Origin of the sequence: Limnovirga soli, assembly GCF_013106755.1 — a bacterium.
Classification (GTDB): domain Bacteria; phylum Bacteroidota; class Bacteroidia; order Chitinophagales; family Chitinophagaceae; genus Limnovirga; species Limnovirga soli.
This window is the reverse complement of sequence record NZ_WHPF01000004.1, coordinates 220,321-235,643: the sequence shown is the minus strand read 5'-3', so window position 1 is coordinate 235,643 and position 15,323 is coordinate 220,321. Positions and strand designations below refer to the sequence as shown.

Below are 15,323 nucleotides of genomic sequence, written 5' to 3'. Positions count from 1 at the left end.
ACTCTTTTGTGGCTGTTTTTTGTTTTATATTAAGCATACTGCAGCTTTGTCTTATTTTTATCCCTATGCAACTCATTAAAAATATCAGCATCCCGGGTTCAGAAAATTACCCAATAGGCATCGACATTTGCTTTATCAACAGTACCACCAAAAAGCCTGTTGTAATTTACGCACATGGATTTAATGGTTTTAAAGACTGGGGAAATTTCGATTTAATTGCCAATAGGTTTGCCAGCCTGGGATTTGTATTTATCAAATTTAATTTTTCCCATAACGGCACTTCCATTCAGGAACCAGAAGCATTTACACAGCTGGAGCTATTTGGCAACAATAATTATACAAAAGAACTATATGATCTTAACGCTGTCATCAACTGGGCTGTTGAGCAGGATAACCCCTATGCCAATCAAATAAACCCAGCCAAACTCAGTCTTATCGGGCATAGTCTTGGCGGCGGTATGGCCATATTGCAAACCTCCGTGGATGCCCGTATCAGGCAATTGGTTACCTGGGCAGCAGTGGCAGCCTGTAAGACACCATGGACTAACTGGACGCAGAATCAACTAAACGATTGGCAGCAAACAGGTGTAGCCTATTATACCAATACCCGAACCAATCAGCAAATGCCTTTATACTACCAGCTATACCAGGATTTTATTCAAAACAGTACAATATTAAATATTGAGCAAGCCATCCAAAACATTAATATACCCCTACTAATTTGCCATGGTTTAAATGATAAAGCTGTACCCGTTAATAGTGCTTATCATTTAGCGCAGTTACAGCCTGCTGCCTCGCTTTTTATTATAGATAGCGATCATGTATTTGGCCGCAAGCATCCCTGGACGGCCGATAATTTACCACAGGCAATGGATGCAGTAGTAAAAAGAACCATACACTTTTTGCAAAACGCCTGATATTTTCTTTGCTATTATTAGCCAAACTTTATTGTAAGCAGGCAGCTTTACTTGCGTCGCACTCTTGTACAGCAACAAATAGGGCAGCAAAAGGCAAATACACCATATGGCAACAGGGGCAATAAACTATGTTCCTGTAAATTAAGCAACTAATCAAATATGCTTTTACATTTGCGCACTAATGGCAAATAAAGGTGCACATATCATAACACTCATCAAAAAAGATCTTTTGCTCGAAATAAGGCAACAGTATACTTTTTACGGGGTATTATTGTATGTAGCTTCTACCATATTCGTGGTATATCTATCTATGGGCGAACCTGAACCCGCCGTTTGGAATGCATTATTCTGGGTTATTCAACTATTTGTATGCGTAAACGCAGTTGCAAAAAGCTTTTTGCAGGATAATAAAGGCCGTATGTTATATTATTATTCTATCGCCGGCGCCAGAGATTTTATTCTCTCTAAACTAATTTTCAATGCCTTGCTCATGATGTTAATGAGCCTACTAAGCCTCTTTATTTTCATGTTATTACTGGGCAACCCCATTCTTTATCTTGTTCAGTTTATAGGCCTTAGTTTTTTGGGTGGCATTGGGCTTAGTTTTATTTTCACCTTTCTGGCAGCCATTGCCGCAAAAGCACAACAGCAGGCTGCACTTATGGCTATCATGGGTTTCCCTATTATTATACCACAACTTCTTTTGTTGGGGCGTATTGCAAAAGCCAGCTTCTCTCCTATTTTGCAGGCCGGACTTTGGCAAATGGTTTTATTACTGGTAGGTCTTGATATTTTAATCGTATTACTGGCCATTATTTTATTCCCCTTTTTATGGAAAGACTAAGATGTCCATTTTAGCAGTTACAAATGCCTGTTCAAATCATAATTTTGTATTACGCATCTTATTTATTATCCCTTTCCCCTAATTTTGCCCGCAAATAAGCAACTTGCCTGATACTGCTGATTACTTCAATAAAATCGAACTATAATGCTTAAAAACTGGTGGAAAATACTATGTTTCTTATTATTGATTTATGTAAGTGTAATGGGCTTTCTGGTTAAAGTGCCTGTGTTGGATGGCCGCCTGCAACAATCGGTTCGCAACCTGTTTTTCCATGTGCCCATGTGGTTTGGCATGATGATATTACTTTCCGTTTCTGTTTTTTACGCCATTAAATATTTACGCAACCCCAAACCGGTTTACGACCATTATGCAGCAGAATTTGCCCGTGGTGGTATTGTTTTTGGTTTCCTGGGTATTGTTACCGGTGCTATTTGGGCTAACTACCAATGGGGCTCGCCCTGGAGTGGAGACCCCAAACAAAATGGCGCTGCTATTGCACTGTTAATTTATATGGCCTATTTTGTACTAAGGGGATCTATGACCGATATAGATAAACGCTCCAGAATTAGCGCAGTGTACAACGTATTTGCCTTTGCCATGCTATTCCCCACTTTGTGGATTTTACCAAGACTTACTGAATCATTACACCCCGGTGGCCAGGGCAGCGAAGGCAATCCTGCTTTAAACCCCAACGATTCAACCCCTGAAATGACCATGCTTTTTTGGCCTGCCGTTATTGGCTGGACCTTACTGGCTGTTTGGATTACCACATTAAGAATAAGATTACAATTATTAACTGATAAGCAACTGGAACATGAATAACATTAAAAGAATCGTTTTATCGTTTTTACTTTGCACTATACAGGTAGTTTTATTTGCCCAAACTATGGACAATACTACCGAAGCGCCTACTGATTTTATGCGCAGCGAAGGCAAATTATATGTGGTACTGGCCGTGGTGGTAACTATTGTGCTGGGCATTTTAATTTACCTGATTAATTTGGACAGAAAGATTAGCAAACTTGAAAAAGCTATTAAATAGTTAACATAAAGGGATACCCGCATACCTGCCAAAAGCATACTATGCGATTGCTTTGCCGCATCAATAATTTTCCCGAAAATATGGTTACAATCACCCATTAGTTATTATAAAATAACTAACTTGTATGTAATTTCTTAATGTGAAACATACACCAACGATTGTATTTTTGCTGCCAATAATTTCTACAGTACAAGTGTGCGACGCAAGAGCTGTTGCCATTTTATTAAATGTTGGGCCGAAAATCAGCGTTATTTAAAAAACAAATGTTAATTAGTATTTAAAAAAATAAAATCCATAACACATGGCAGAACAAGGGTATAGCTTTTTTGAAAGCGTAACAAAAAGCTTTGATAAAGCATCGAAATTTACAACCTGGGAAAATGGTTTACTGGAACAGATTAAAGCATGTAATGCTGTTTATCAAATCAAATTTCCTATTAAAAGAGATAATGGCTCAATAGAAGTGGTAGAAGCGTACCGGGTACAACATAGCCAGCACAAAACGCCCTGTAAAGGTGGTATACGCTTTAGCCAGTTTGTTAACCAGGACGAAGTAATGGCACTAGCTGCATTAATGACCTACAAATGTGCCATTGTAAACGTACCATTTGGTGGCGCTAAGGGCGGTATAAAAATAAGTCCGCGTAACTACAGCGAGTTTGAGCTGCAAAAAATTACCCGCCGCTACACCGCAGAATTAATTAAGAAAAATTTTATAGGCCCCGGCATTGATGTTCCCGCCCCCGATTATGGAACCGGTGAAAGAGAAATGGCCTGGATTGTTGACACCTACGAAAGTATGCGCCCCGGCGAAATTGATGGCCTGGCCTGCGTTACAGGTAAACCTGTTACCCAGGGCGGTGTACGTGGCCGTAAAGAAGCCACCGGTTTAGGTGTTTTCTTTGGTGTACGCGAAGTTTGTAAAATGCCCGATATTATGCAACGTTTGGGCCTTGAAGTAGGCATAGAAGGCAAAAAAGTGGTGGTGCAGGGTTTGGGTAATGTGGGCTACCATAGCGCCAAATATTTCCGTCAGGGTGGTGCTAAAGTAGTGGCTATTGCCGAGTGGGAAGGCGCTATTTACAATGCAGACGGACTAAACGAAGAAGAAGTATTTCAGTTTCGTAAAACAACGGGCTCCTTACTCAATTTTCCCGGTGCTACCAATATTGAAAAAAGTACCGATGCCCTTGAACTGGAATGCGATATTTTGATACCTGCGGCTTTGGAAAACGTAATAAACGGAGAAAATGCCCCAAGGGTAAAAGCCAAAATTATTGGCGAAGCTGCCAACGGACCATTAACCCCCGAAGCTGATGCCGTTTTTGCCGAAAAAGGTACCCTTATTATTCCGGATATGTATCTTAATGCAGGTGGTGTAACCGTATCGTATTTTGAGTGGTTAAAAAACCTTAGCCACGTAAGATATGGCAGAATGGAAAAACGCTTTAGCGAGAATATGAACAAAAAAATCCTTAGCACCATGGAGCAAATGACCGGTAAAGAAGTTACCGAAAGCGACAGGGATTATATTGAACATGGCGCCAGCGAGGTAGACCTGGTACACAGTGGTTTAGAAGAAACCATGATAGAAGCCACCCACGAAATCATGAATTGCTGGAAACAAAATCCCGCCATTCCCGATATGCGTACGGCTGCTTATGTAGTTGCCATTAACAAAGTAGGTACAGCTTATGCCGAACTGGGCATTTTCCCATAATAGCCGGTACATGTAATTATACAAAAAGCCTTCTGCAAAGAGGGCTTTTTTGTTACCGGCTGTGGTAACACCTGGCATCGCCGCTTGCGTCGCACTCTTGTACGGTTGGGGTATTACTGGGCTTGTAATAAAGCGTATTGAAAAACAGCCATGTTTATTGCTGGTTATGATAGTGAAATACTAAGGATAAGCTTGCCTAAAAAAGTACGGTTTAGCAATAAGGGCCCAACTATTTTAGAAAACGCAGGATAATCACTTTGATTTTCAATATCGCATTTTTGGAAAGGGTATTTAGTTCATTTAATTTTGATTTAACAGCATCACAAATGACAACTATATATTCAAAAACTTTTTGGGTATTCTTATTCTCGCTTATTTTTTGCAAGAATCTGCTTGCATGCACCTGTTATATTCCAACGATAGAAGAAGAATACAAAAGGTCTGAACTCGTTGTTATGGGTAAAATAGTTGGTGTTGACACTATAACTGCAGGAAATTACATTTGGCAGGATAAACAAGGCATTAAATATGGTAAGCACAAATATTCAATCGGTTTTGAAGATCTCGTACGAGTCAAGTTAATTCCAGAAATTAATTTTAAATCTTCAACTCAACTTCCCGACACAATTTATATTTTAACAAGTACTCAAAGCACTGCATGTGGCTATCAGTTTCCTCCTTATTATACGCAAATTCCATCATCATACTATGACTTTATTATTTATGCAGACCGTTGGATAGATTATTCGATAGAAGAAGTGGCTAAAGACAATCGCAGGATTAAGCAAATTAAGCGAACTATATTACAAAATACCTTTTTTACAAGTAAATGCAGATTGACGCAACATTCAAGTGAAGAAGAACTAAATAAGCTTAAAAAACTTAAAACATAAATAGTATTGCTAATAGGGCGAGTAAGCAAGGGATTTCGGACCCTGCTCCCAGCAGCGGTGGAAGAATGCATTTTTTGGAAAGGGTATTTTGTTCTTTTATTTTTGAGTTAGCTGAAAAATTATACAGGCCCCAATGGACATAACAGAGATAGCCAATCAAATATGTGAAATTGATCATTATCAAGCAACTTTTATAAGTATTAAAGTTGGGGAACAAAAAATTCTAATTGACCTTAAAGATAAACAGGAGTTCAAATTATTAGCAGGCACTAATGGTCAGCTGAAATATTTTGAGGCTCATCCTTTGTTATTAGACTACAATGAAAAATTTGCCACAACTTATATAAATTCCAAAGCAGTTGATATTGAAAAAATAATTAGTGACATCAAAGAGGCAATTGACTCAATAACCTTAGGCTTTAGGAATTGGATTACATATATAACAAATAAACAATGCAATTTTACTTTCGACACATTTGTGGGCAATTTAAAGGAAGGGCGTGGCAAATTGTTAGAAGCTCCAATTTCAATTACGAAAAAAGTTGAAGCTGTTTGTACTAAACATGGCATTTCGACAATTCATTTCGAAGCCAACAGGGAAGTATTTTCTTATAAGCTAATAACCATTGATGAAAATTATGTCATTGCAAAGGAATTTAAAATAACCGTACAATAATTAAGGCTGCTGTAACCTTCGCGGTTTTTGGGACAGTAAGAAATAAACGCCCCATTTATTTAAAAAACCCACAATAATTATATCCATTATCAATAACGCATTTTTTTGGAAAGGTATTTGGTTCGGCTATTTTTGAGTTGGGTGCAAGAGTAAGAACCGCCGCTGCGCCATCAAAAGATGTTTATAACAAATCAAAACGCATATGAATAAATCAACAGTAGCAGAAATTAAAGAACGGTTTGACAATGATGTGGAACGATTTTCAAACCTGGACACCGGACAGCTTTCAACAATTGATGCAACAGTTTCATTAGAACTTATCACAGAATCAGCGAAGAGAATTGTGCCTGATGCTACCAATTTATTGGACATAGGTTGTGGTGGAGGAAATTATACTTTAATGATGCTCACAAAAATTGCCAACTTAAACTGCACATTAGTTGACCTGAGTTTGCCTATGCTTGATAAAGCATTTGAAAGGGTTTCCCAAAAAACAAATAATAAGGTAACCATTGTGCAAGGCGATATAAGAGAAGTTAAACTAAATGAAAATTATTACGATATTATTTTAGCAGGTGCCGTATTGCATCATTTAAGAGACGACAAAGATTGGGAAACAACATTTGGCAAACTCTTTACGCTGCTAAAACCAGGTGGTTGCCTGATGATATCGGATTTAGTTACACAAGACACCCCATTACTAAACGAATATACCTGGGAAAGGTATGGCGACTATTTAGAAGGATTAAGTGGCAAAGAATATCGCCAAAAAGTGTTAGACTATGTAGCTAAAGAAGATTCACCAAGGTCCATCAATTATCAATTAGACCTGATGAAACAAGTTGGCTTTAGAAAAGTAGAAATATTGCATAAAAATATGTGCTTTGGTGCCTTTGGAGGAATTAAGTAGCAACAGGATTGCTGAACACAAAAGACCTGCCAGCAACATTATTATCTGCAACCGGTAATATTTCCACCAACGGATAGCAAAATGCGCAGGATTCCTTTGTTAAAAGCTGATGAGCATCCCGAACGTACAAGTGTGCGACGCAAGAGAAGCTGGTTGCAGCGATATAGCCGGGCCAATAAAAATTATTTACTCCACAATTACTTTTAGGTTTTGGCGAAGTTGCGGGGCTATGAGTTGCAAAATATATAGGCCGGCAGCTGGCTTTGCACAGGTTAAGGTATAAGTGCCATTTTCAGTTACTGCCAGTTGTTGGGTATACAATATTTTGCCTGCCAAACTGGTGAGCCTGGCAGTTATACTTGCCCCCTTGAATCCCCTTAGCGTAAACCGGATATCGCCTTGCACCGGATTGGGTGCTATAAATGCCTGCACCGTATGATTGGCTATGCTATTTGTAACAGATTGCTGCACGGCTGCGCTTGCCATATTGTTATTTGTAAAAGGCGATAATGCCAGTAAATTGGCCTTTATATAGTAGGGAATATAGCTACCCTTATCTGACAATTGTTGCGGAACTGAACCGGTAAAAGGGTACACGGAATAAGACAATGTATATACTCCATTAGCACCACTGCCCGCATCAATATGCCCCTGGTAGGGCAGCACACCTTCTTCCTGCGGGATATTGGCCACTACCTGTTTGTTTGTCCATGGACCCTCAGGCGCAGGTGCAAACCATACGGCAACCTCATTGGTTAAATTGGGTACACCCGACATTACATAGTTACCCGGCCCCAGTTTTTTTACGGAAGCTGCTTCTACCCCACTTACAATTCTTTTTACATTGGTATAACTGGTACTCCAGGTGCCATCGTTTTTATAAAACTGCCATGGCCTGCTATTATTTAGTTTGCCTGCAGCTACCCTGGCTATCTGGGTATAATTTTCAAAAGTGCTTACCCTTTCGCTGAGGTAGATATAATTAAAGCCACTATCCTGAAAAATGGTATTAGGTGCATTTATTTCGTGATAAGGCGATTCTACCAGGCTTTCTACCTGTAAATCAGGCAGGGTTAAGGTACCGATATAGGTTTTATTTTGATAAGCGCCACTGCCGCCAATTTCCATTAATAATATTTTTAGTTTGCCGCCATCTACTACGCCCCCACTATTCCAGAAAATATTGCCATTGCCGGGGCTGAATAAAGAAACAGGTGCGGCCGAAGTGCCCCCAAAAATTGAGTTGAATTGTCCGTTTTGTTCGTGCACAATCAGGTTATTTACAATTGAATTATTGGTGATGATATTGGAATGTGCATCAGGTGTTCCTAAAAAAGAATCACTGAAAATCCATGCAATGCTGCCATCGGGTAATTTAACGGAGTTATCATTATCGCCGGAAAGCCAACCATAGCCCTGTTGCTGGTATTGCCATTTATATTGTGTGGCTACATCTGTTACTGGACGGTTGGCAGCAAGTATTTCCACATCATCCAAATAGTAGGTGGTGTTGGTATTAAAATTAATTTCCAGTGTTACCGGGCTTTGGCTTACCCTGAAGGTATAATGATACATTTGCCAGCCATTGGCTGTATTATCGAAACGGTTATAGATTTTATAGGTACAGCCATTTGTGGCGGTGGCAGTTTTTAAATTAATATTCAACAGTGCGTCTTTTATATCTGCAAGGGCCCAAAACCTTAGCTCATATGTGCCGGCAGTATCAATGGTAAATTGCTTATGCTTTAATTTAATTTTATTGTTACCCCCCTTATTGGTAACTACCACTTTAATGGCTTTATTACCGGTATGATAAGGATTGGTGGTGGTAGCAAATGTTGCAACTCCGATACCGATAGAAGTTTTCCAGTCCTTTAATTCGCTTTCAAAGCCCCCATTGGTTAAAATATCCGGCTGAACAGGCAAACTAGCGGATGTTGTTAATGAAGGCAATACCACCGGATAATCCATACCTGCTAACTTGAAATAATAAGTGGCACCGGGTTTAATATATGGGGTGGGTTTAATTACCCATTCATATTCGGTTTTGGTGGTGGCGCCCAATGTTTGTAAAAAAATAGGATTAGTAACTATTAGCTGGCCCGGCACAAATAAGCTTGCGGAATAACCTGTTAGCTGCTGAGTGGTAGCTTCATTTTGCGCAACAAAGGAGGAATACCCTACTGTAAATGCAGCACTTACGTTATTCACCTGCTCCCATGGACCGTTTATATTGGTAGCATATTGCAAGGGCTGAGAAAAATCTTTGGGATCGGTATTGGTATTGATGATTTCCATTCTAAGCCTTAGGGCACTTGTATCACTTATGGAAATGGAGTTGTTTTCTGCGGCTTTCCAGGTGGCAGTGGTTTCTGTTCCGTTATTATTACGCCAACGCCAATTGCCTTGTGTAAGATTGGCAAATGCATTACCAACAACAAAAACACCAATAACCAGCAGTATACAATTCTTCATGAGTTGATATTGAAACTAAGCCTATGAAATTCTTAAAGAAAGGGTGCAAATTAATTCAAGAACGCCAGACAGGCGATTAACTAAAGCTTAATGACTGTTTAAGAATAATATAACAGCAATGGTAATAAAACTGGTTGATTGGAGAAAAAGCACAGAGCATCTAAGTCCTCCGCCGGCAACACAAAACGTCGTTTATACCTGCTTCTGTGAATGTCCTTAGCATCAGGTTATTTCGTACTAATTTTTAGCTGTGTATCAGGCAGGCATTTGGCGATTTGAATATCCATACAAACACATAAACAATGGAATGAAGTAATAGAAAGTAATGCACCGTCTGCCGTTCATGTATTTTCACTTGGAGCAGCAACAGGCAATAATTATCTTCAAACCATGATAACATTTATTGCCTGGATCATCCTCTTTGTACTTTGCTGGCCACTCGCCATACTTGCATTGGTACTCTATCCCATTTTCTGGATACTCACCATTCCATTCAGAATACTGGGCATTGCGGTAGATGGGGTTTTAAATTTACTAAAAGGCATTATCATGCTCCCCGGCAGAATACTGCAGCGCTAATCACATTAAAGCACAATGCGCATATGTATTTTTACTAAACCAACTGTATATAAACTGGCATAGCTATCTATCTAAAGCATTGTAATTTCCTCTTTGCTACTCTTGAAAAATAATGCTTTTGTTACCCGGCAAATGGTTTTCATGGCATCGCCGCTTGCGTCGCACTCTTGTACGGTTGGATTATTGAATGGGCTGTTATAACACCCAAAATTAAAGTAACAGCTATTGGCCAATCGACCAAATAAAGTATGAGAACACTTTTTTTTGGGAACGCTATTTCGTTCGTCTATTTTTGAGTTATAGGCAACTATAAACTTACACTACCAAACTATGGGAGCATGGGGAACAGCAATATCATCTAACGACACTTACGCAGACATATACGATGAATTTTTCGCCCTTTATAATGAAGGACTTTCGGTAGAAGACATTTCAAAAAAGCTAATTGCCGACAATCAAGAAATCATCAATGAACCTGACGACTGTAACAACTTTTGGTTTGCAATTGCAAAAGCACAATGGGAATGCAAGGAACCTAATACAGAGATTTTAGAAAAAGTAAGAAAAATAATTGAAACAGGGTTAGACCTGGAAGTTTGGCGACGACTTGATGCTGATGAAAAAGACATTAAAAAAAGAGAGGTTGTTCTTGACAAATTCTTGGCGGACTTACAAACTGAAAGGCCAAAAGCAAAATCTAGAAAAAAGAAAGTAATCAAACAGCCACCTTTTGAGAAAGGTGACTGCTTGACATTTAAACTTACAAATGGAAATTATGGTGGAGCGGTTGTTTTAGAAGCAATAAAAGATACAGAGCATGGATACACCCTGATTGCGACAACGAGAATAAATCAACCAACAAAGCCTACAAAAAACGATTTTGAAAATGCCGAGGTATTAATTGCTAATTATGCGAATTGGGACAACAACTTTAATATTAAATGGTACTTACCTATTCGACACAAGCAGATAGCACACTTAATTGAAAAAATTGACATGATAGAAGTTCAAATTAATTACGACAATAATAAATCAATGAACGGTTTTGTTGCCGACTTTGTCATGTGGATTATTAAAGTTGCAGACCAACAATTTGAATCAGAAAAAACAAAACCCAAACCAACAACCAAACAGACCATTAAAGAGTTAACAAAAAAGAAAGGTAAATGGAAGCTTTGGTAATCATAGTAGACAGAATGTCTGCCTGAAGCGGAGTAAGCAAGGGAGCTTTTATCCTCCTGCTCCTGACTGAATGCTATATAAATTTTCTTCCCAATTATCTTTCTTCCCATACATTTTTTGCATTAATCTTCCATTTGGTTTTGCTCCATATAGTATCTAACCGTACAAGAGTGCGACGCAAGTAAAGCCTAATAAAAAACCAAAGCCGGGTACAACAGTATTTAAACAATGTTTTATTATTCTTTTATACCTACCCAATAAGATTTCCTGTATTTATGGCGCTAAGAAAGAAATAAGCCAACTCCATTTTCGCTAACTGGCGATTACATAAAATAGCATGTTATTGTAACACCAACCAATTGGCATATTTAACCAGGCTGGCAAACCACGCTGGTACAATTGGCCCTCAAGTCTGTATACACAAAAGCTCAACTATTCTTTTGCCTGAACATATTCGGGGTAATATGCTTCTTTTTTAGAAATACCCGGTTAAAATAAGTAAGCGATTCAAAGCCACAGGAAAATGCAATAGTTCTAACAGGTTTATCCGTCTCAGTAAGTAGTTTACAGGCATGTGCAATGCGTACATCATTTACATAATCAGAAAAGGTTTTACCCGAAGCCCTTTTCATAAACTTACAAAACGCACTGGGCGATAAATGAATATACGCCGCAACTTTTTCTAATTGCAGGGGTTTATTAAAATGATGTTGAATATAGGCACATATTTTATTTATCCGTTTTTCATTTGCTTCTCCCTTCATGCCAACAAATTCCACTGAAGATAAATATTCAGGTTTTTGAGAAGCAAGCTTTTCAAGAATAAGCAGTAAGGTAGCCATACGCACTGCACCATTTAGTTCCGGCAAAGATTCAATAAGCGCAACAGTCTCTTTGTCGAATGAAAAAGCAAGTCCGCGATTACTTTGCAGCAACATCTTTTTGATAGCTTTAAACTCAGAAAAGTGGAGCAAGGGCTCAAATAAATTTGCAGAGAATTGTATTACAACAGCTTCTGCCACTACCTTTTTATTGTTCTTTTTTTCACTGGCCCATGTATGTGGCAAACCCGATCCTGTAAGCACCAGATCACCAGAATCAAATGCTGCATAACTGTCGCCCACCATTCTTTTACCCATGCCGCTTTTAATAAGTGTTAACTCATATTCCGGATGATAATGCCAGTTAAATTCAAAGGCAGGCACGGCAAGCCTGAACACATGAAATGCCTGCTCGCCCTTTTGCAGTGGAATATTTTCAAATGCAGCCCTCATCTAGTAAAACAGTATATTTCCCTAAATTATGCAATAATCACTTTAAACTGTCAATATAGTGCTACAAATTGGCAAATAGGTGCAAACGCAGCTGCTGCCGCTACAATATTTTTGTTAAAACAAATTACTATGACACAGTTGCCCGCAGCAATTGCCAATTTTTTAAACGAGCCATATACTTTAAAAGAAGCACAGATAGCTTTTTATGAAAAGTACAATTATATAAAATTGAAACAGGTTTTAGACGAACCCACGCTTAACTATTTCCAGGAAGCTATTACCCACAGAGTGAACATTATGAACAATCAAAGCAAGCCATTAGAGGAAAGAACAACCTATGGCAAAGCTTTTTTACAACTCTTTAATTTATGGCGTGAGGATGACACAGTACAACAACTTATATTTAGTAAACGACTTGCTAAAATTGCCTCCGAACTAATGCAAACCAGCGGAGTGCGTATATACCACGATCAGGCCCTGTTTAAAGAAGGTGGCGGTGGCATAACACCATGGCATGCAGATCAATATTATTGGCCGCTGCAATCAGATAAAACCATCACTGCATGGATACCTTTACAGGCCACGCCACTTGAACTTGGGCCATTAGAGTTCAGTGCAGGCAGTCATAAAATTACAGAAGGAAGAGATCTGGAAATTAGCGATGAGAGCGAAAGGCTAATACAAAACAAACTGAGAGTTACCGATTTTACACATGTAATTGAACCCTTTGATGCAGGTGAAATAAGTTTTCATTCGGGCTGGCTTTTTCATCGTGCAGGGGCTAATACCACCAATACTATGCGAAAGGTGATGACGATTATTTATATGGATAAAGACATGAAGTTAAAACAACCGGAAAACAAAGATCAGATAAATGATTGGAATACCTGGTGCCCCGGGGCTACTGTAGATACTATCATTAACTCACCATTAAATCCGGTATTATATAATAGCGCTTCGCTTTAAATGTTTAATGTACCCGGCAAATAATTATAATGTAGCTGCCGTTGCGTCGCACACTTGTACACCTGTATTGCTGCGCTGCATAAAACAGCCCGAATTAAATTAAAATTGAAAAAATAAAATATGAAACAATCTATTCTGCTTTCCCTCTTTTTAGTAATAAACACCTCAGCTCTTTGGGCACAAAAAATAAATGCAAATGATAAAGGTGAAGTAATTTACCATGTTTGTCAGCGCAGTTTTTACGATAGCAATGGCGATATGCAAGGAGACCTAAACGGACTGCGTAAAAGGCTTGATTACCTGCAGGATTTAGGGATAACTTCCATATTACTTTTACCGCTTTATGATGCAGATTGCTATCACAACTATTTCGCAAATAGTTTCGAAAAAATAGATGCTGAATTTGGCACCATGAAAGATTATATCGCACTGGTAAAAGATATTCATAAACATGGCATGAAGATCTATCTTGACATGGAAACACAATATGTAACAGAAAAACATCTGTGGTGGAAAGATGCCGTAGGAAATCTTTCATCGCCTTACAGCGATTATATTTTGTTTGATGATGCAGCACATTTAAAGCCGTCCACCATGGTATTTGATTTACATGAACTGCACGGTTATGATGGTACCGTTATAAAGGCAACTACGGTTAATTTAAAAAGCGAAAAGGTGCTGGATTATAACCGCGAATTGTTTACCTATTTTATGGACCCTAATAAGGATGGAAAATTTGATGATGGAACAGATGGCTTTAGGCTAGACCATGCCATGGATAATTTAGATAACAAACCAGCTCTTACCAACCTCTTTACTGAATTTTGGAGCCCTTTAATTAGTTCACTTAAACAAATAAACCCTAATATAAAAATAGTGGGCGAGCAAGCTGAATGGAAAGATTATGGTTTTGGCTATTTTGAAAAGGCTGGCGTTGACAGAATGTTTGGGTTTAACCTGCAACAGGCAATTCTGTCTTTTGATAAACAACAATTAATCAATAAAGCCGATACAACCTTAGTGCTTTGCCCAAAAGGGAAAGATCAAATTATTTTTTTAGAAAACCATGATATAGACAGGTTTGCATCTTTGGAAAAAAATCCTCAAAAACAAAAAGTGGCCGCTGCTTTAATGTTGTTAATGGGAGGAATACCATCCATTTATTATGGTCAGGAAATTGGCATGCAGGGCAAAAATGTAATTTCTGGGAGTAGCGATGGAAATAGTATCCCTGTAAGGGAAGCATTTGACTGGTATGCATCTGGAGCGGGAAAAGGTTCAGCTCTTTGGTATAAAAATACCGGTGATTGGTGGGATAATACCAATTTTAAGTCCAACGACGGCATATCGCTGGAGGAAGAAATAAAAGATTCAACTTCTCTATTCAACTTTTATAAAAAACTCATTCATCTCAAACAAAGTAACCCGGCTATAGCAAATGGCGTTTATGCCAATGCAGCAAATAATAACAGAAATGTATTTAGCTTCTATCGCAATTTTGAAAGCAGGAAAGTTGTAGTGTTGGTAAATCTTTCAAATGAATTGCAAACAGCAAAATTGCAGCAGGAGTATAACCATTATACAACCCTACTTGGCTGGAATACTGTACAACATAATGAAGTTGTTTTATCCCCATACGAAGTGTTGGTATGCGAAATAAAATAGCAGTTTCCCAAACATTTGCCCTAAGGAAATGACCAGATGAATATCTGCAGTAAAAGTGTGCGACGCAACAGGTGCTGAACAGCATATTCATTGCCTGGTGTCAAAAAAAAACATTTTGGTGTCAGGATGGCGTTCCAAAACTTAACAAAAACCACGCTTTATTGAGACATATTGAAAATA

14 protein-coding genes are annotated in these 15,323 nt (G+C 38.6%); 12 read left to right on the top strand and 2 right to left on the bottom strand.

The genetic code is table 11. From position 1 onward, the window contains the following. Window positions 1-65: 65 nt before the first annotated feature. The 8 genes from GD597_RS06560 to GD597_RS06525 all read left to right on the top strand — a co-directional run bounded on the left by GD597_RS06560 (window position 66) and on the right by GD597_RS06525 (window position 7,002). Window positions 66-917, top strand: coding sequence for an alpha/beta hydrolase family protein (locus GD597_RS06560; protein ID WP_171607029.1), 852 nt, complete (start codon window positions 66-68; stop codon window positions 915-917). Window positions 918-1,098: 181 nt separating this feature from the next. After that, complete coding sequence (locus GD597_RS06555) at window positions 1,099-1,761, top strand: heme exporter protein CcmB (protein WP_171607028.1); 663 nt, start codon at window positions 1,099-1,101, stop codon at window positions 1,759-1,761. A 144-nt stretch (window positions 1,762-1,905) separates the two neighbouring features. Continuing rightward, window positions 1,906-2,583, top strand: coding sequence for a cytochrome c biogenesis protein CcsA (gene ccsA / locus GD597_RS06550; RefSeq protein WP_171607027.1), 678 nt, complete (start codon window positions 1,906-1,908; stop codon window positions 2,581-2,583). Further along, window positions 2,576-2,803 (top strand): CcmD family protein, encoded by a 228-nt coding sequence (locus tag GD597_RS06545; protein ID WP_216368529.1) that lies wholly within the window; start codon window positions 2,576-2,578, stop codon window positions 2,801-2,803. The genes ccsA and GD597_RS06545 overlap by 8 nt, the downstream gene beginning before the upstream one ends. A gap of 301 nt (window positions 2,804-3,104) precedes the next feature. Next, window positions 3,105-4,523 carry a Glu/Leu/Phe/Val family dehydrogenase gene (locus GD597_RS06540; RefSeq protein WP_171607026.1) on the top strand — a complete coding sequence of 473 codons (1,419 nt, stop codon included), beginning with the start codon at window positions 3,105-3,107 and terminating at the stop codon, window positions 4,521-4,523. Window positions 4,524-4,801: 278 nt separating this feature from the next. Next, a complete protein-coding gene (locus GD597_RS06535; RefSeq protein ID WP_171607025.1) occupies window positions 4,802-5,416 on the top strand; it encodes a hypothetical protein in 615 nt (204 codons plus the stop codon). Between the two features lie 133 nt (window positions 5,417-5,549). Further along, on the top strand, window positions 5,550-6,092 hold the full coding sequence (locus tag GD597_RS06530; RefSeq protein WP_171607024.1) for a hypothetical protein: 543 nt from the start codon (window positions 5,550-5,552) through the stop codon (window positions 6,090-6,092). A gap of 202 nt (window positions 6,093-6,294) precedes the next feature. Beyond that, the gene (locus GD597_RS06525; protein WP_171607023.1) at window positions 6,295-7,002 is read left to right on the top strand and encodes a class I SAM-dependent methyltransferase; all 708 of its coding nucleotides are present in this window, start codon (window positions 6,295-6,297) and stop codon (window positions 7,000-7,002) included. A gap of 186 nt (window positions 7,003-7,188) precedes the next feature. Here GD597_RS06525 and GD597_RS06520 read toward each other — a convergent pair whose 3' ends face one another. Continuing rightward, window positions 7,189-9,477, bottom strand: coding sequence for a carbohydrate binding domain-containing protein (locus GD597_RS06520; RefSeq protein ID WP_171607022.1), 2,289 nt, complete (start codon window positions 9,475-9,477; stop codon window positions 7,189-7,191). A gap of 390 nt (window positions 9,478-9,867) precedes the next feature. On the opposite strand from GD597_RS06520, the gene GD597_RS06515 reads away from it, so the two are divergent. Beyond that, window positions 9,868-10,056 carry a hypothetical protein gene (locus GD597_RS06515; RefSeq protein WP_171607021.1) on the top strand — a complete coding sequence of 63 codons (189 nt, stop codon included), beginning with the start codon at window positions 9,868-9,870 and terminating at the stop codon, window positions 10,054-10,056. A gap of 330 nt (window positions 10,057-10,386) precedes the next feature. Beyond that, a complete protein-coding gene (locus GD597_RS06510) occupies window positions 10,387-11,238 on the top strand; it encodes a hypothetical protein (protein ID WP_171607020.1) in 852 nt (283 codons plus the stop codon). A 428-nt stretch (window positions 11,239-11,666) separates the two neighbouring features. Here GD597_RS06510 and GD597_RS06505 read toward each other — a convergent pair whose 3' ends face one another. Then, complete coding sequence (locus tag GD597_RS06505) at window positions 11,667-12,512, bottom strand: AraC family transcriptional regulator (protein WP_171607019.1); 846 nt, start codon at window positions 12,510-12,512, stop codon at window positions 11,667-11,669. 129 nt (window positions 12,513-12,641) lie between these two features. Between GD597_RS06505 and GD597_RS06500 the strand changes: the two genes are divergently transcribed. Both GD597_RS06500 and GD597_RS06495 read left to right on the top strand, forming a co-directional pair. Then, window positions 12,642-13,478 (top strand): phytanoyl-CoA dioxygenase family protein, encoded by an 837-nt coding sequence (locus tag GD597_RS06500; protein ID WP_171607018.1) that lies wholly within the window; start codon window positions 12,642-12,644, stop codon window positions 13,476-13,478. Window positions 13,479-13,598: 120 nt separating this feature from the next. Next, window positions 13,599-15,143, top strand: a complete 1,545-nt coding sequence (locus GD597_RS06495) for an alpha-amylase family glycosyl hydrolase (protein ID WP_171607017.1) — start codon at window positions 13,599-13,601, stop codon at window positions 15,141-15,143. Window positions 15,144-15,323 lie beyond the last annotated feature (180 nt).